This is a genomic window from Janthinobacterium sp. 35, from assembly GCF_002754575.1.
In the GTDB taxonomy this organism is placed as follows: domain Bacteria; phylum Pseudomonadota; class Gammaproteobacteria; order Burkholderiales; family Burkholderiaceae_D; genus Janthinobacterium; species Janthinobacterium tructae.
In genome coordinates, this window is sequence record NZ_PEFN01000001.1 from 1,910,022 (window position 1) to 1,926,969 (window position 16,948).

9 protein-coding genes, 2 tRNA genes and 3 rRNA genes are annotated in these 16,948 nt (G+C 57.0%); 2 read left to right on the forward strand and 12 right to left on the reverse strand.

Features of this window, described 5'->3' with window-relative positions:
* Nucleotides 1-44 precede the first annotated feature (44 nt).
* The 3 genes from CLU93_RS08600 to CLU93_RS08610 all read right to left on the reverse strand — a co-directional run bounded on the left by CLU93_RS08600 (nt 45) and on the right by CLU93_RS08610 (nt 3,315).
* Nucleotides 45-434 (reverse strand): DUF779 domain-containing protein, encoded by a 390-nt coding sequence (locus CLU93_RS08600; RefSeq protein WP_034756816.1) that lies wholly within the window; start codon nt 432-434, stop codon nt 45-47.
* Between the two features lie 54 nt (nt 435-488).
* A complete protein-coding gene (gene adh, locus CLU93_RS08605; RefSeq protein WP_099760759.1) occupies nt 489-2,009 on the reverse strand; it encodes an aldehyde dehydrogenase in 1,521 nt (506 codons plus the stop codon).
* Between the two features lie 349 nt (nt 2,010-2,358).
* Complete coding sequence (locus CLU93_RS08610) at nt 2,359-3,315, reverse strand: beta-propeller fold lactonase family protein (RefSeq protein ID WP_099760760.1); 957 nt, start codon at nt 3,313-3,315, stop codon at nt 2,359-2,361.
* Nucleotides 3,316-3,519: 204 nt separating this feature from the next.
* On the opposite strand from CLU93_RS08610, the gene CLU93_RS08615 reads away from it, so the two are divergent.
* Nucleotides 3,520-5,658, forward strand: a complete 2,139-nt coding sequence (locus tag CLU93_RS08615; RefSeq protein ID WP_099760761.1) for a TonB-dependent receptor family protein — start codon at nt 3,520-3,522, stop codon at nt 5,656-5,658.
* A gap of 59 nt (nt 5,659-5,717) precedes the next feature.
* Here CLU93_RS08615 and CLU93_RS08620 read toward each other — a convergent pair whose 3' ends face one another.
* The 4 genes from CLU93_RS08620 to CLU93_RS08635 form a co-directional block, all read right to left on the reverse strand.
* Complete coding sequence (locus CLU93_RS08620; protein WP_257224910.1) at nt 5,718-6,551, reverse strand: substrate-binding periplasmic protein; 834 nt, start codon at nt 6,549-6,551, stop codon at nt 5,718-5,720.
* Nucleotides 6,552-6,576: 25 nt separating this feature from the next.
* Nucleotides 6,577-7,062: a cytochrome c-550 PedF gene (pedF, locus tag CLU93_RS08625; protein WP_099760762.1), complete on the reverse strand. Its 486-nt coding sequence runs from the start codon at nt 7,060-7,062 to the stop codon at nt 6,577-6,579.
* Between the two features lie 131 nt (nt 7,063-7,193).
* Nucleotides 7,194-8,213 carry an RNA 3'-terminal phosphate cyclase gene (gene rtcA, locus CLU93_RS08630; RefSeq protein ID WP_099760763.1) on the reverse strand — a complete coding sequence of 340 codons (1,020 nt, stop codon included), beginning with the start codon at nt 8,211-8,213 and terminating at the stop codon, nt 7,194-7,196.
* Nucleotides 8,214-8,229: 16 nt separating this feature from the next.
* A complete protein-coding gene (locus CLU93_RS08635) occupies nt 8,230-9,465 on the reverse strand; it encodes an RtcB family protein (protein WP_099760764.1) in 1,236 nt (411 codons plus the stop codon).
* 294 nt (nt 9,466-9,759) lie between these two features.
* Between CLU93_RS08635 and rtcR the strand changes: the two genes are divergently transcribed.
* Nucleotides 9,760-11,367, forward strand: a complete 1,608-nt coding sequence (gene rtcR, locus CLU93_RS08640; RefSeq protein WP_099760765.1) for an RNA repair transcriptional activator RtcR — start codon at nt 9,760-9,762, stop codon at nt 11,365-11,367.
* 216 nt (nt 11,368-11,583) lie between these two features.
* Here rtcR and rrf read toward each other — a convergent pair.
* The 5 genes from rrf to CLU93_RS08665 form a co-directional block, all read right to left on the reverse strand.
* Nucleotides 11,584-11,696: ribosomal RNA gene (gene rrf, locus CLU93_RS08645) — 5S ribosomal RNA — on the reverse strand.
* A 138-nt stretch (nt 11,697-11,834) separates the two neighbouring features.
* Nucleotides 11,835-14,724 (reverse strand): 23S ribosomal RNA (locus tag CLU93_RS08650).
* Nucleotides 14,725-14,963: 239 nt separating this feature from the next.
* A tRNA-Ala gene (locus tag CLU93_RS08655) sits at nt 14,964-15,039 on the reverse strand.
* A 25-nt stretch (nt 15,040-15,064) separates the two neighbouring features.
* A tRNA-Ile gene (locus CLU93_RS08660) sits at nt 15,065-15,141 on the reverse strand.
* 98 nt (nt 15,142-15,239) lie between these two features.
* Nucleotides 15,240-16,770: ribosomal RNA gene (locus CLU93_RS08665) — 16S ribosomal RNA — on the reverse strand.
* The 16S, 23S and 5S rRNA genes sit together here with 2 tRNA genes alongside, the layout of an rRNA operon.
* Between the last annotated feature and the right edge of the window lie 178 nt (nt 16,771-16,948).

The following is a 16,948-nucleotide window of genomic DNA, read 5'->3' on the forward strand; positions in this document are numbered from 1 at the left end:
TTTTCTGCACAATCATCTCCCTCTGTTTTATTAGTATGTGTGTATCAGGTCTTGCGGTGCTCATGCGGCTGGGCATGCAACAGCGCGCACTCTTCATCGGTGAACAGGCGCGAGCGCGTCAGGAAGCGCTTGCCCGTGCCGTTGTCGAGTGAAAACATGCCGCCATTGCCATCGACCACATCGATAATCAACTGGGTATGCTCCCAGTACTCGAATTGCTCGAGTCCCATGTAAAACGGTGTGCCATTCAAGTTGCCGAGATAGATATCGGTATCGCTGACATCGAACTCGCCCAGCGCATAGCACATGGGCGCGCTGCCGTCGCAGCAGCCGCCCGACTGGAAAAACATCAGCGGGCCGTGACGCTGGCGCAACTTGTCCATCATTTCCAGCGCCGCATCGGTGGCGACCACCCGGGCAATTGCTGCACTCATGGCATCCCTTTCTGCGCGCCGCCCCCGGCTAAGGGCGCGGCGCCTGTTGCCGGTTTAGAAGAAGCCCAGGGCTTTCGGGCTATAGCTCACCAGCAAGTTCTTCGTTTGCTGGTAGTGGTCGAGCATCATCTTGTGGTTTTCGCGGCCGATACCCGATTGCTTGTAGCCACCGAATGCGGCGTGGGCTGGATACAGGTGGTAGCAATTGGTCCACACGCGGCCCGCCTGGATGGCGCGTCCCATGCGGAAGGCGCGCGAACCGTCACGCGTCCACAAGCCTGCACCCAGGCCGTACAAGGTATCGTTGGCAATCGCCAGCGCTTCGGCCTCATCCTTGAAGGTGGTGACGGAGACGACAGGCCCGAAAATCTCTTCCTGGAAGATGCGCATCTTGTTATTGCCCTTGAACACCGTCGGACGCACGTAGTAGCCGCCCTCCAGGTCGCCTGCCTGCGTATGGCGCTCACCGCCGGCCAGCACTTCGGCGCCTTCCTGGCGGCCGATGTCGAGGTAGGACAGGATTTTTTCCAGCTGCTCCTGCGACGCCTGGGCGCCGATCATGGTGGACGAGTCGAGCGGGTTGCCCTGCTTGATGGCGGCCACGCGCTTCAAGGCCCGTTCGATGAATTTCTCGTAAATCGATTCCTGGATCAGCACGCGCGATGGGCAAGTGCACACCTCGCCTTGATTCAGCGCAAACATGGTGAAGCCTTCCAGGCACTTGTCGAAATAATCATCATCGGCATCCATCACATCTTCAAAGAAGATGTTCGGCGACTTGCCGCCCAGCTCCAGGGTGACGGGAATCAGGTTTTGCGCCGCATAACCCATGATCAAGCGGCCCGTGCCCGTTTCACCCGTGAAGGCGATCTTGGCGATGCGCTTGCTCGACGCCAGCGGCTTGCCCGCTTCCAGGCCGAAACCGTTGATGATGTTCAGCACGCCCGGTGGCAGCAAGTCGCCGATCAGTTCGATCAACACCATGATGGACGCCGGGGTTTGCTCGGCCGGTTTGAGCACCACGCAATTGCCGGCGGCCAGGGCTGGCGCCAGTTTCCACACGGCCATCAGAATTGGGAAATTCCACGGGATGATCTGGCCCACGACGCCCAGCGGCTCATGGTAGTGATAGGCATAGGTTTCCGCATCGATTTGCGCGACGGAACCTTCCTGCGCGCGGATGCAGCCGGCGAAGTAACGGAAATGGTCGATGGCCAGCGGAATGTCGGCATTCATCGTTTCACGGATCGGCTTGCCGTTGTCGATGGTTTCCGCCGTGGCGATCAGGCTCAGGTTCTGTTCGATGCGGTCGGCGATGCGATTCAGGATATTGGCGCGCTCGGCGGGTGAAGTCTTGCCCCAGGCATCCTTGGCGGCATGCGCGGCGTCCAGCGCCAGCTCGACGTCTTCCGCCGTGGAACGGGCGATTTCGCAAAACGGCAAGCCCGTGATGGGCGTGATGTTAGGAAAGTATTCACCTTTTACTGGTGCAACGAACTGACCGCCGATGTAATTGTCATAGCGTTGTTTGAAGGGATTGGCTACGCCCAGTTTGCTGATGTCTGCGAGATTCATGTCGTCCTCTATCGGGTTAATTAGAATGGAATTGCTTTAATTAAAATCAAACGTCCTGGTACAGATGGGGTGAGTACACGGAGTCTTCCGCAAATGCCGTGCCAGCTCACCATCCCACTACAAACTTAGCCGCTTTTCCCCCTGTTGCAAGGGCGTGGCGTCAAACCCGGCGCGCTTTTCAGCGCACGCCCCGGGCTTGAGCGGAGGGCGCGGCTCTGTTGGCGTTTTGAACAAGCGGCGCGGCCCCTGTTCCGATCCGTGCCAGCCTGGACGCCAGCCCGCATCGCGCCCCCTGCGCCGCTGCACAATGGAACAGGTGTACCAGACTGGAACACCTACTCCTGTACCACTACCGTATCACCACGCCCCATGGCAATTCGCCCACGGCAATATCGGCCACCTTGCGCGCGCTGGCCGTATCGATGACGGAAACGCTGTTCGAGCGGCCATTGGCCACGTACAGCTTGCTGCCATCGGGCGTGATGGCCATGTTCCACGGGCGCTTGCCGACGGCAATGGTGGCCGTGACCTGGTGGCTGGCCGTATCGATCACCATCACCGTGCCGTCCGTACCGTTCGAGACATACACCTGCTTGCCGCCAGGATGGACGGCGATGCCGTTGGCATTCTTGCCCGCTGGAATGGTGGCAATCGCCTTGCGCGCGGCCATGTCGATCACATACACGGCGTTGACCAGTTCGCACGCCACGTAGGCGCGGCCGGAGTCCGGACTGAAACCGATGCCACGCGGACGCAGGCCCACGGCGATGGAAGCCACCTGGCGGCGTTGCGCCACATCAATGACATCGACTTGCTCGGCCTCTTCCGCACTGACCAGCAGCCAGCGCCCGTCCGGGCTGAACACGGCATGTTCCGGATTGCGTCCCTGCACCTTGATGTCGGCGAGCAAGACGCCCGTCTGACCATCGAGCAAGCTCACGCTATTGTTTTCCTCGACGGCCACGGCCACGTAACGACCGTCCTGCGTAGCGCTGACGCCTTCGGGCGACTTGCCCAGCGCCACCGTGCGCACGGGCGTGCCGGTCGCGTTATCGATCAGCAACAAGGCGCTGCTGGCGGCATCGGTGACAAACAATTGCCGCCCGGTGGGGTCGGCGGCGATGCCACGCGGCCGCTTGCCTGCCGCGATCTGGCGCACCACCTGGTCGGTCGCCGTGTCGATCACGCTCAGGGTGCCCGATTTTTCATTGGGAACATAGGCAAAAGGAGCGGCCTGGAGGGCGCTGCTGGCGAGTACAGGCAGCAGCCAGCACACCTGGCGCAAGCGTGAGAAGAAGTTGGGCATAATCACCTTTTCAATGGAAAAACACGGGAAAAGCGCGCGGTATCGGCGCCTCTGAGCATTTCTGCATGCAAACGCCGTGCCACTGACACGCGTATAATTTCAGCCCACCAATGGAGACATGGCAGGCATATTGCTTGATACACCTATGCAGACCTGCGCCGCTCACGCGCTCAAGCAGGCTTTTATTCACATTGGAGAACCCGCATGCAGCATCGTTTCCGCTTGAACACCATTGCCAGCCTGTTTGTCGCCGGCAGCGCCACCCTCGCCCCCCACGTTTTCGCCGCCGAGGCAGCTAACCTGGCCAACGGGCAACTCATGGATACGGTGGTCGTCAGCGGCAGCCGCATCGCCCACCCCAGCCAGGAAGTGCCGGCATCGATCGACGTGGTCGACAGCGCCCGCATCCAGGATGGCCAGATCCGCGTCAACGCGTCCGAGGCGCTGGCCGCCGTGCCGGGCCTGGTTGTGCAGAACCGCCAGAATTACGCGCAAGACTTGCAGATCTCGTCGCGCGGCTTCGGCGCCCGCTCGGCCTTCGGCGTACGCGGCGTCAAACTGATCAGCGATGGCATTCCCGCCAGCATGCCCGACGGCCAGGGCCAGGCCGCTACCTTCAACCTCGATACGGCCGAGCGCATCGAAGTGCTGCGCGGACCGTTTTCTGCCATCTATGGCAACCATTCTGGCGGCGTGATCCAGCTGTTTTCCAGGGATGGGCAGAATCCCCCGTCCGTCGAATTGAATGTAACGGGCGGCAGTTTCGGCACCAGCAAGGTGGACCTGACGGCACAAGGCCAGGCAGGCGGCATCGGCTACGTACTCGACGGTTCGCGCTTCCGCACGGACGGCTTCCGCGACCACAGCGCCGCCACGCGCGAACAGGCGTTCGGCAAGATCACCGTCAAGCCCAATGCGGACAGCAAGCTGACGATCGTCGCCAACAGCCTGCACCAGGGCAACACGCAAGATCCGCTGGGCGCCACCTGGGCCACGTTTGCAGCAAACCCGCGCGCAGGTGAAATCGATCCTAAAGACGACCAGATTCCAAAACGCAGCTTTGCAGAACGCTACAACACGCGCAAGAGCATCGACCACCAGCAAATCGGCGCCACCTATGAACAAGCGTTTGGCGACGACCGCCTGCATGTGATGGTGTATGGCGGCAACCGCGATGTGATCCAGTACCAGGCTTTCAACATCGATTTCCAGAAGTCGCCCTCACACTCGGGCGGCGTGGTCGACTTCCAGCGTCAGTTCTATGGCATCGATACCAACTGGCTGCACGTGAACCAGCTGGCCGGCGGCAAGCTGAGCACCACCATCGGCATCGATTACGGCCGCTCCAGCGATGACCGCACCGGCTATGAAAATTACATTGGCAATAGCTTTGGCGTAAAAGGCAAGCTGCGCCGCGACGAGCAGGATGTCGTCTCCAGCCTCGACCCGTATCTCCAGATGGAATGGCAAAGCGGGCCATGGCTGCTGAGCGCAGGTGTGCGCTACAGCAAGATGAAAGTGGCGGTCAACGACCACTTCCTCAGCAATGGCGACGACAGCGGCAACCTCACGTTCAGCCACACGACACCGGTGCTGGGTCTGCTGTATAAACTGACGCCGAACGTCAACGTCTACGCCAGCGCCGCGCGCGGCTTCGAAGCACCTACCTTGAATGAACTGTTTTACTCGGGCTTGGGCGGCGGCTTCAATTACCAACTGAAACCGGCCACCAGCACCAACCTGGAAGCGGGCGTCAAGGCCAGGATCAGCAACAACACGCAGGTGAACGCGGCCGTGTTCCAGATCAAGACCAACGACGAACTGGTGGTCGACAAGTCCAGCGGCGGGCGCACCAGCTATCGCAATGCGGGTAAAACCTTGCGCCAGGGTATGGAAGTGTCGCTGGATTCGAACCTGCCGTATGGCTTCACGGCAAAAGTGGCGCTCACCAGCCTGCACGCTGTGTACGACCAGGCCTTTGGCAGCGTGCGCGAAGGCAGCCGTTTGCCGGGCGTGCCCAGCGCCAACCTGTTCGCGGAACTGGCCTGGAAAGACACGCTCGACCGTTTCGGCGCAGCACTGGAAAGCGTGGCCAGCAACCAAGTCTACGCGGAAGACAGCAACAGCGAAAAGCCGGCGCCCGGCTACACGGTGTTCAATGCGCGCTTCAACGCCAGGCAAAACGTAGGGAACTGGCGCTTCAAGGAATTTGCCCGCCTGAACAATCTTTTCGACAAGACCTACGTGGGCTCCGTCATCGTCGGCGACAGCAACAAGCGCTACTATGAAGCGGCGCCGGGACGTAATTGGTTGTTAGGCGTGAGCGCCCAATATAATTTCTAAAAAGAAAAAGCCCGCGCCTCTTCCGATGCGCGGGCTTTAGTGTCATTCAACATGGCCTATTACGGCCGCGCTTCCTTCACCCCATATTTCTCAAAGATGGCTTTCAATTCGCCGCTGGCCGCCATCTCGTTCATGGCTGCCTGCAGCAACTTGCCCACGTCGAGTTGCTGGCGGCTGACGGCCAGGCCCACGGCCCAGCCGGCACGCGGCAAGCGGGCGAACGCCACTTCGCTCAAGGGAAAAGCGGGATCGCTTTTCAGCACCGACTCGATTTCCGAACGATTCGCCAGCACGGCGTCGAGCTTGCCCGCCTGCAATTGCTGCAAGGCTTCGGCCGCCGTGTCGAAGATGCGCACGTCGTCGCGGTACTTGCCATTGTCTTCGCCCAGCATCAGCATGGCGGCGATCGATACCTTTTCCACGCCGATACGCTTGCCGGCCAGCGAAGCGACGCCATCGAATTGCGGCACGGCTTGCGCACTGCGTACCAGGCGCACCGTTTCCACGTAATACGGCGCAAAGATTTCCACCTTGTCGTTGTCCGCCATCAACTTCTTGTCGACCGGCACATGCAGCATCACGTCGGCGGGACCATAGCCGAGGTAATGCCCCTTCCACACCATATTGCGCAAATCGTCGTTCAGGTTTTCACCGGCGGGAAAGGGCAGCAAGCTCAGTTTCAAGCCCAGCTTTTTCGCCAGCGCTTCGGCAATGTCGATATCGATGCCCGTTCCCTTGTCGGAAAACGGCGCAAACTCGTTATACACCGCCACTTTCAGGCTGCCCGACTGCTGCACTTTCTGCCAGTCGGCGCGCGCTGGCGCGGCTGCGCACAGCGCCAGGCAGGCGAGCGAAAGCATCGCGCGCGCGCCCGGAAGTTGAAATGAACGCATGGGACTCCTTCGTTATCAATTCGACCTAATTAGATTCGCGGCGGGTTTCCAGGTAGGTCTTGATGGCCCACATGGCTTCCTGGTTGAAGACGCCTTCGAACGGCGGCATGTACACGGCGCCATTGCGTACTTTACCGTGGCGAATAGTCGTCAGGAAATAATTGTCCGTTTCCTTGTAGCAGGCCTGTTTCTTTGTCTCATTTTTGATGCCGAAGCAATCGCGGTCGAGCTGGCGCAAGTCCGGCGCGATGCCGCCCGAGATGGCTTCGATGCCGTGGCAGCGGGCGCAATTCTGGTTGTAGGCCGAGGTGCCCACCGTCAAGGCCAGCTTGTTGCCCCGATACGGGTTTTGTTCGAGCCACTTGTCGCCCACCTTGGGCAAGCCCGTGGTGTCGACGCCTTGCGGCGTGACATTGCCGTGCGCATAGGCCTGCGGCAAGGTCAGCAGGGAAGTGAGGGCCACGGCGCCGGCGGCTGCCACGCCGAGCAGGGTACGGATGGAATAGGTCATGCTGGTCTCCTTGGTTTTTTTAGTGAATATCCAAGAAGAGCAAATGCCATGCCATGCGTACATGCCCCACATCCGACCGCCCATGTATCAATTTGGAACAGCTGCAACAGGTAGCTGTGTCACCACGAGGGTCAGGCGGCGGCCACCGTGCAGATGCTGCCCCGCTCCTGCGGCTCGAAAGTGATACGCACGGGCAAAAATCGGGCAATCACTTCAGCATTCGTCAGCGCATGTTGCGAGACCTTGTTGCAACTGAAGCTACCGCCACCGGCCAGCGCCATGGGCAGCAAGAGCTGGTCGGCCAGGTGCTCGCCGACTGCCGCGTCCGTCTTGAGATAGGCACGCACCTCGTTCAACAGGCGCTTGGCCACCGTTTCGGCCAGCAAGGACTTTTCGCCGAACGAGGTAAATACTTCCGTGACGTGCTCATGTTCCAAGGTCAGCAACAGGACGTTGCCCGGTCCCTGCTCCGCCGGCAAGCCGACGAGGCGCAGCTGCTTGCCGCTCCAGCCCATGCCGTCGGCGACACGCTCGAGCTCGCGTTGCGCCACGTTCACATGCACGCCCGCCACCACGCTTTCCGCATACCCGGCCTTGCGTTCGCCGCGCTGCAGCAGCGAAATGGGCCGCAAGCGCTGGCACGGTTGCACGGTGGCCAGCACCTCGCCGCCGCCCGCGGGATGAAAACCATAGCGCTGTTGCGTCATCTCCACGTCGGCGCCCATTTGTTCCAGGATGCGGCCATACGCGCGCTGCAGGAAATGCACGGGCGGCGCCATGGCATTGTGCGTGCCGCCACTGATGCGCACGGTCGACGGCCCATCCGCATGCAGCAGGGCCGGCAGCAGGGTTTGCAATACCAGGGTGCAACTGCCGGCGCTGCCGATGGCAAAGCGGTAATCACCGCTACGTATGGGACCAGGCATAAATTCCAGGCTCGTTGCGCGCAGCGCCACCGGCGTCGTGCGCGCCCCGCAAATGGCGGCTGCCGCCTGCACGGCCAGCAGATGCTGGCGCAGCAAGCCGGGCTTGTCCCGTCCCGCGCGGATGTTAATCAGCCGGAACGGCTGCCCCGTGATCATCGACAAACTCAGCGCCGAGCGCAAAATCTGTCCGCCGCCTTCGCCTTGCGCTCCATCAATTTCTATCATCTCTGCTTTCTCTCTGTTAACCTTTGACGCACACGACCTGCTTCAGGATATGCACCACATCGACCAGTTCGCGCTGTGCCAGCATCACCGCGTCGATATCCTTGTAGGCCATCGGAATCTCATCGATCACATTTTCATCCTTGCGGCATTCCACGCCCTCGGTGGCGCGGATCTGGTCGGTCAGGTTGAAGCGCCGCTTCGCTTCCGTGCGACTCATCGTGCGTCCGGCACCGTGGCTGCAGCTATGGAAACTCTCCGCATTGCCCTTGCCGCGCACGATAAAACTCTTCGCGCCCATGGAGCCGGGAATGATCCCCAGCTCGCCGGCGCGGGCCGACACGGCACCCTTGCGCGTGACCAGCACGTCCTTGCCGAAGTGGTGTTCCTTCTGCACATAGTTGTGGTGGCAGTTGACGGCCTCCACATGCGTCTGGAACGGCTTATGGATGACCGTGCGCACGGCCGCGATCAGGTTCATCATCATCACTTCGCGGTTGTTGCGCGCAAAACGCTGCGCCCAGCCCACCGCTTCCACGTAATCGTCATAATGCTGCGTACCTTCGGCCAGGTAAGCCAGGTCCTGGTCGGGCAGGTTGATGAAGTGCGTGCGCATATCCTGCTTGGCCAGTTCGATGAAATGCGTGCCGATGGCATTGCCCACGCCGCGCGAGCCGGAATGCAGCATGAACCACACAGAGCCCTGCTCGTCGAGGCACACTTCGATGAAGTGGTTACCGCTGCCCAAAGTTCCCAGGTGGCGGTAGTGATTCGTATTTTTCAGCTTCGGCGTTTTCAGGCAGATGGCATCGAACTCGTCCTTCAGCTGCAGCCAGGCCGCATCGACCACCGAAGGCGGGGTATGCCAGGAACCCTCGTCACGGCCGCGGTGGCCGCGCGTCTTCGGCGACATCCCGTGCGGAATGGCGCGTTCGATGGCGCTGCGCAGTGGTCCCAGGTTATCAGGCAAGTCGCTGGCCGTCAGCGTGGTTTTCGCCGCCATCATGCCGCATCCGATATCCACGCCGACGGCCGCCGGAATCACCGCACCCAGGGTGGGAATCACGCTGCCGATGGTCGAACCTTTACCCAGGTGGACGTCGGGCATGACGGCGATATGCTTGTAAATGAACGGCAGGGTCGCCGTGTTGCGCAATTGTTTTTTGGCCGCTTCTTCGACGGGCACGCCACGGGTCCACATTTTGACGGGACGGCTGCCTTCGGTATGCAGGACTTCGTATTCTTCGTTTTTCATCTGCTTCTTTTCTTCTATTTTATAGGGGTGATGACAAGGCTTGGTAAAACGTCTGCCGACGTATCGGCTGTGGAGGTCGGTATTGGCCATTTTCGTTCCTCCCTGCTCTCTACTTTCATCTCGTTGCTACACTCTCTAACGCAAGCGCTGTGCCAGCTTTCAATATTTCACCCAAGATACCTATAAACCATTGATTTAATTAAACAATATTTGAATGCATGTTCTGCCGAGCAAGTTCCTGCGCATTAGAATCTAAACTATAATTATCTTTTAAGATAAATATTTATCCAATTTATGCAAGCAAAACGCACCGTCGTCATCGGCTTTCTCGGCACGCAGCTCGACAATGGCAGGGGAGCGGCACGCTGGGAAAAGTGGCGCCCCAGCATCGCCCTGACCCAGCATGAGGACAAGATCATCGACCGCTTCGAACTGCTGTACGCGGGCAGCCAGTTCGACAATCTGGTACGCCAGGTATCGCAGGATATCGCCAGCGTCTCGCCTGAAACCAGGCTGATCGCCCACGAACTACCGATCAGCGATGCCTGGGACTTTGAGAACGTGTACGGCGCCCTCTACGATTTTGCCAACAACTACCCATTCGATCCGGACAAGGAAGACTATTGGATCCACATCACCACCGGCAGCCACGTGGTGCAGATCTGCATGTTCCTGATGACGGAAGCACGCTATTTTCCTGGCCGTCTCGTGCAAACGTCGCCGCCCAGGCGCCAGGCCGTCGGCAATCCCGGCAGCTACGCATTGATCGACCTCGATCTGTCGCGCTACGACCAGATCGCCCAGCGTTTTACGCGCGAACAGGCCGAAGGCGTGGCCTTCCTGAAGTCCGGCATCGCCACGCGCAATGCGAAGTTCAACGGCATGATCGAGGAAATCGAGCGCGTCGCCATCAAATCGAAAGCCCCCATGCTGCTGATGGGGCCGACCGGTGCCGGCAAATCCTTTCTCGCGCGCCGCGTGTATGAGCTGAAAAAATCGCGCCACCAGATCGACGGAAAATTCATCGACCTCAATTGCGCCACCCTGCATGGCGATGGCGCCGCTTCCACCCTGTTCGGCCATATCAAGGGCGCCTTCACGGGCGCGGGAGCGGATCGGCCCGGATTGCTGCGCAGCGCGCACAAGGGCTTGCTGTTTCTCGATGAAATCGGTGAGCTGGGACTCGACGAGCAGGCGATGCTGCTGAAAGCCATCGAAGAAAAGCGCTTTTTCCCCGTCGGTGCCGATACGGAAGTGCAAAGCGACTTCCAGCTGATCGCCGGCACCAACCGCGACCTGGGTGAAGAGGTGGCCGCCGGCCGCTTCCGCGAAGACCTGTATGCGCGCATCAACCTGTGGACCTACGAATTACCGGGCCTGGCGCAGCGGCCGGAAGACATCGAGCCGAATCTGGAATACTTGCTGGCACAATACAGCGCCGAAACAGGCGAAAGAGTCCGCTTCAACAAGGAGGCGCGCGAACGCTTCATGCGCTTCGCCACCTTGCCCACCTCGGCATGGAAAGGCAATTTCCGCGACCTGTCTGCCGCCGTTACGCGCCTGGCCACGCTATCGGAGGCGGGGCGCATCACGGATAGTGTCGTCGACGAAGAGATCAAGCGCCTGCAGCGGATGTGGCGATATCATGGTGGGCGCAGCGATAGGGCGGAAGTGGACCTGACAGGGATCATGGGAGAGCAGGCGGCTTCACAACTCGACCTGTTCGATACGCTGCAGTTGCAGGCTGTAATCCAGGTGTGCCGCCAATCGAACAGCCTGTCCGATGCGGGCCGCACGCTGTATGCCGTCTCGCGTGCGGCGAAAGCCAAGCCGAATGACGCCGACAGGCTGAAAAAATACCTGACGAAGTTTGGCGTGAGCTGGGAAGACGTGAGTCGATAAAACCCAGCAACAGCCGGGGTGAGCCCCCCCCCCTCGGTCGTTTAACCCAACGGCAAAATACCGGGGTCAGACCCTCAGGGGGGATGCGCCCCAGTGGGACACATCCCGATCACGCAGTGACTGACCCCAGCCTTCGCTTGGGGTTAACGTTAAAACCACCAGACGAAAAAAAACCCCACCATTGCTGGCGGGGTTTTTCTCTACTGCGAATAACAAGCCTGACGATAACCTACTTTCACACTGGTTGCAGCACTATCATCGGCGCAAAGTTGTTTCACGGTCCTGTTCGGGATGGGAAGGGGTGGGACCAACTTGCTATGGTCATCAGGCATAACTTGTACTGGCATTTGTCCTCAGTGGAGCGACAAAGCCTGAATCTGGAAGAAGCAAAGATTGGGGTAATGAATAGTAGTATCAACAAACACGCAACGTTGTACCGTCTTATCCTCTGTACCTGCTAAGGTTATAGGGACAAGCCGTACGGGCAATTAGTACTGGTTAGCTTAATGCATTACTGCACTTCCACACCCAGCCTATCAACGTCCTGGTCTCGAACGACCCTTCAAAGAGCTCAAGGCTCTGGGAAATCTCATCTCAAGGCAAGTTTCCCGCTTAGATGCTTTCAGCGGTTATCTCTTCCGTATTTAGCTACCCGGCAATGCCACTGGCGTGACAACCGGTACACCAGAGATACGTCCACTCCGGTCCTCTCGTACTAGGAGCAGCCCCCTTCAAATTTCCAACGCCCACGGCAGATAGGGACCAAACTGTCTCACGACGTTTTAAACCCAGCTCACGTACCACTTTAAATGGCGAACAGCCATACCCTTGGGACCGGCTACAGCCCCAGGATGTGATGAGCCGACATCGAGGTGCCAAACTCCCCCGTCGATATGAACTCTTGGGAGGAATCAGCCTGTTATCCCCAGAGTACCTTTTATCCGTTGAGCGATGGCCCTTCCATACAGAACCACCGGATCACTATGTCCTACTTTCGTACCTGCTCGACTTGTCAGTCTCGCAGTTAAGCACGCTTATGCCATTGCACTATCAACACGATGTCCGACCGTATCTAGCGTACCTTCGAACTCCTCCGTTACACTTTAGGAGGAGACCGCCCCAGTCAAACTGCCTACCATGCACTGTCCCCGATCCGGATAACGGACCAAGGTTAGAACCTCAAACAAACCAGGGTGGTATTTCAAGGTTGGCTCCACGAGAACTAGCGTCCCCGCTTCAAAGCCTCCCACCTATCCTACACAGATTGGTTCAAAGTCCAATGCAAAGCTACAGTAAAGGTTCATGGGGTCTTTCCGTCTAGCCGCGGGTAGATTGCATCATCACAAACATTTCAACTTCGCTGAGTCTCGGGAGGAGACAGTGTGGCCATCGTTACGCCATTCGTGCAGGTCGGAACTTACCCGACAAGGAATTTCGCTACCTTAGGACCGTTATAGTTACGGCCGCCGTTTACTGGGACTTCAATCAAGAGCTTGCACCCCATCATTTAATCTTCCAGCACCGGGCAGGCGTCACACCCTATACGTCCACTTTCGTGTTTGCAGAGTGCTGTGTTTTTATTAAACAGTCGCAGCCACCAGTTTATTGCAACCCTTTCACCCTCATGGAGTAAACCAATCAAGCTACCGGGGCGTACCTTTTCCCGAAGTTACGGTACCAATTTGCCGAGTTCCTTCTCCCGAGTTCTCTCAAGCGCCTTAGAATACTCATCTCGCCCACCTGTGTCGGTTTGCGGTACGGTCTCGTATGACTGAAGCTTAGAGGCTTTTCTTGGAACCACTTCCGATTGCTTCATGCACAAGTGCACTCGTCTCAACCCCTTGAATTCCGCACCCGGATTTGCCTAAGTGCCTTCTATGAGCCAAAAACCAACTATTCCAACAGTTGGACAACCTTCCGCGATCCGTCCCCCCATCGCATCATACGACGGTGCAGGAATATTAACCTGCTTCCCATCAGCTACGCATCTCTGCCTCGCCTTAGGGGCCGACTCACCCTGCTCCGATGAACGTTGAACAGGAAACCTTGGGCTTACGGCGTGGAGGCTTTTCACCCCCATTATCGCTACTCATGTCAGCATTCGCACTTCTGATACCTCCAGCATCCTTTACAAGACACCTTCGCAGGCTTACAGAACGCTCTCCTACCATATATATCTGTGATAAATCACAGAACAATATCCGCAGCTTCGGTGACTGGCTTAGCCCCGTTACATCTTCCGCGCAGGACGACTCGATCAGTGAGCTATTACGCTTTCTTTAAATGATGGCTGCTTCTAAGCCAACATCCTGACTGTTTTAGCCTTCCCACTTCGTTTTCCACTTAGCCAATCTTTGGGACCTTAGCTGGCGGTCTGGGTTGTTTCCCTCTTGACGCCGGACGTTAGCACCCGACGTCTGTCTCCCAAGCTCGCACTCATCGGTATTCGGAGTTTGCAATGGTTTGGTAAGTCGCAATGACCCCCTAGCCATAACAGTGCTCTACCCCCGATGGTGATACTTGAGGCACTACCTAAATAGTTTTCGGAGAGAACCAGCTATTTCCAAGTTTGTTTAGCCTTTCACCCCTACCCACAGCTCATCCCCTAATTTTTCAACATTAGTGGGTTCGGACCTCCAGGGCGTGTTACCGCACCTTCATCCTGGCCATGAGTAGATCACTTGGTTTCGGGTCTACACCCAGCGACTGATCGCCCTATTCGGACTCGATTTCTCTACGGCTTCCCTATGCGGTTAACCTTGCCACTGAATGTAAGTCGCTGACCCATTATACAAAAGGTACGCAGTCACGGAACAAGTCCGCTCCTACTGTTTGTATGCACACGGTTTCAGGATCTATTTCACTCCCCTTCCGGGGTTCTTTTCGCCTTTCCCTCACGGTACTGGTTCACTATCGGTCGATTACGAGTATTTAGCCTTGGAGGATGGTCCCCCCATATTCAGACAGGATGTCACGTGTCCCGCCCTACTTGTCGTACGCTTAGTATCACCGGTCCAATTTCACATACGGGGCTATCACCCACTATGGCTCCCATTTCCAGGGGATTCTGTTATCGGTCCGACTATCACGTACAGGCTCTTCCCATTTCGCTCGCCGCTACTTTGGGAATCTCGGTTGATTTCTTTTCCTGCAGCTACTTAGATGTTTCAGTTCGCCGCGTTCGCCTTGCATACCTATGTATTCAGTATGCAATACCCTAAAAGGGTGGGTTGCCCCATTCGGAAATCTGCGGATCAAAGTGTGTTTGCTCACTCCCCGCAGCTTATCGCAAGCTACTACGTCCTTCATCGCCTGTAATCGCCAAGGCATCCACCATGTGCACTTATTCGCTTGTCCCTATAACGTTAGCCTCTCATCATTTACATGATGAAAGAGCGTTACAGGAATAAGAAAGTACAACGTTGTTGCTTGTTTGTTGATACATACAATCATTACCCATCGATTCGCTTTTTACGGCAAACCGATCAATAAATAATCTTTACTTCTTCCAGATTGTTAAAGAACGAAACAGCTTTGATCGCTAAAAGATCAAACCTAAACCTACTGGCTTACGTTTGCACTTTCGAGTAAAACTTTGGTGGAGGATGACGGGATCGAACCGACGACCCCCTGCTTGCAAAGCAGGTGCTCTCCCAGCTGAGCTAATCCCCCTGAGATTTTACGACTCGGGTCTTACTGGTAGGGCTGGTTGGACTCGAACCAACGACCCCCGCGTTATCAACACGGTGCTCTAACCAGCTGAGCTACAGCCCCAACGCGGAACTACTACGACTACTGTTTCTTCTTAATTAAACAGCCGATAAGTGTGAACATTTGATGCGTGAATCATTACTGATTCGTGCAAACTCTAGAAAGGAGGTGATCCAGCCGCACCTTCCGATACGGCTACCTTGTTACGACTTCACCCCAGTCACGAATCCTACCGTGGTAAGCGCCCTCCTTGCGGTTAAGCTACCTACTTCTGGTAAAACCCGCTCCCATGGTGTGACGGGCGGTGTGTACAAGACCCGGGAACGTATTCACCGCGACATGCTGATCCGCGATTACTAGCGATTCCAACTTCATGCAGTCGAGTTGCAGACTACAATCCGGACTACGATACACTTTCTGCGATTAGCTCCCCCTCGCGGGTTGGCGGCGCTCTGTATGTACCATTGTATGACGTGTGAAGCCCTACCCATAAGGGCCATGAGGACTTGACGTCATCCCCACCTTCCTCCGGTTTGTCACCGGCAGTCTCATTAGAGTGCCCTTTCGTAGCAACTAATGACAAGGGTTGCGCTCGTTGCGGGACTTAACCCAACATCTCACGACACGAGCTGACGACAGCCATGCAGCACCTGTGTACTGGTTCTCTTTCGAGCACTCCCTGATCTCTCAAGGATTCCAGCCATGTCAAGGGTAGGTAAGGTTTTTCGCGTTGCATCGAATTAATCCACATCATCCACCGCTTGTGCGGGTCCCCGTCAATTCCTTTGAGTTTTAATCTTGCGACCGTACTCCCCAGGCGGTCTACTTCACGCGTTAGCTGCGTTACCAAGTCAATTAAGACCCGACAACTAGTAGACATCGTTTAGGGCGTGGACTACCAGGGTATCTAATCCTGTTTGCTCCCCACGCTTTCGTGCATGAGCGTCAATCTTGACCCAGGGGGCTGCCTTCGCCATCGGTGTTCCTCCACATATCTACGCATTTCACTGCTACACGTGGAATTCTACCCCCCTCTGCCAGATTCTAGCCTTGCAGTCTCCAATGCAATTCCCAGGTTGAGCCCGGGGATTTCACATCAGACTTACAAAACCGCCTGCGCACGCTTTACGCCCAGTAATTCCGATTAACGCTTGCACCCTACGTATTACCGCGGCTGCTGGCACGTAGTTAGCCGGTGCTTATTCTTCAGGTACCGTCATTAGCAAAAGATATTAGCTTTCACCGTTTCTTCCCTGACAAAAGAGCTTTACAACCCGAAGGCCTTCTTCACTCACGCGGCATTGCTGGATCAGGCTTTCGCCCATTGTCCAAAATTCCCCACTGCTGCCTCCCGTAGGAGTCTGGACCGTGTCTCAGTTCCAGTGTGGCTGGTCGTCCTCTCAGACCAGCTACTGATCGATGCCTTGGTAGGCTTTTACCCTACCAACTAGCTAATCAGATATCGGCCGCTCCACGAGCATGAGGTCTTGCGATCCCCCACTTTCATCCTTAGATCGTATGCGGTATTAGCGTAACTTTCGCTACGTTATCCCCCACTCTAGGGTACGTTCCGATATATTACTCACCCGTTCGCCACTCGCCACCAGAGCAAGCTCCGTGCTGCCGTTCGACTTGCATGTGTAAGGCATGCCGCCAGCGTTCAATCTGAGCCAGGATCAAACTCTTCAGTTTAATCTCTGTTTAATGTCATTTCTGACAGGTCGGACAGTATCACTACCATCCAAATCTTTTGCATTACAAAAGATTTGCTCACTCAAAAAACTGACAGGCCACTACTTGCGTAGCGCCTATTTCATTATTTCTTGTGAACATTTGATATTTTAAGTTAGACGCCAATCCGAAGATTGAC

Excerpts from the sequence above, each read along its gene's own strand:
- CLU93_RS08600 (WP_034756816.1), bottom strand. The coding sequence starts at position 434 with ATGAGTGCAGCAATTGCCCGGGTGGTCGCCACCGATGCGGCGCTGGAA.
- adh (WP_099760759.1), bottom strand. The coding sequence starts at position 2,009 with ATGAATCTCGCAGACATCAGCAAACTGGGCGTAGCCAATCCCTTCAAA.
- CLU93_RS08610 (WP_099760760.1), bottom strand. The coding sequence starts at position 3,315 with ATGCCCAACTTCTTCTCACGCTTGCGCCAGGTGTGCTGGCTGCTGCCT.
- CLU93_RS08615 (WP_099760761.1), top strand. The coding sequence starts at position 3,520 with ATGCAGCATCGTTTCCGCTTGAACACCATTGCCAGCCTGTTTGTCGCC.
- CLU93_RS08620 (WP_257224910.1), bottom strand. The coding sequence starts at position 6,551 with ATGCGTTCATTTCAACTTCCGGGCGCGCGCGCGATGCTTTCGCTCGCC.
- pedF (WP_099760762.1), bottom strand. The coding sequence starts at position 7,062 with ATGACCTATTCCATCCGTACCCTGCTCGGCGTGGCAGCCGCCGGCGCC.
- rtcA (WP_099760763.1), bottom strand. The coding sequence starts at position 8,213 with ATGATAGAAATTGATGGAGCGCAAGGCGAAGGCGGCGGACAGATTTTG.
- CLU93_RS08635 (WP_099760764.1), bottom strand. The coding sequence starts at position 9,465 with ATGAAAAACGAAGAATACGAAGTCCTGCATACCGAAGGCAGCCGTCCC.
- rtcR (WP_099760765.1), top strand. The coding sequence starts at position 9,760 with ATGCAAGCAAAACGCACCGTCGTCATCGGCTTTCTCGGCACGCAGCTC.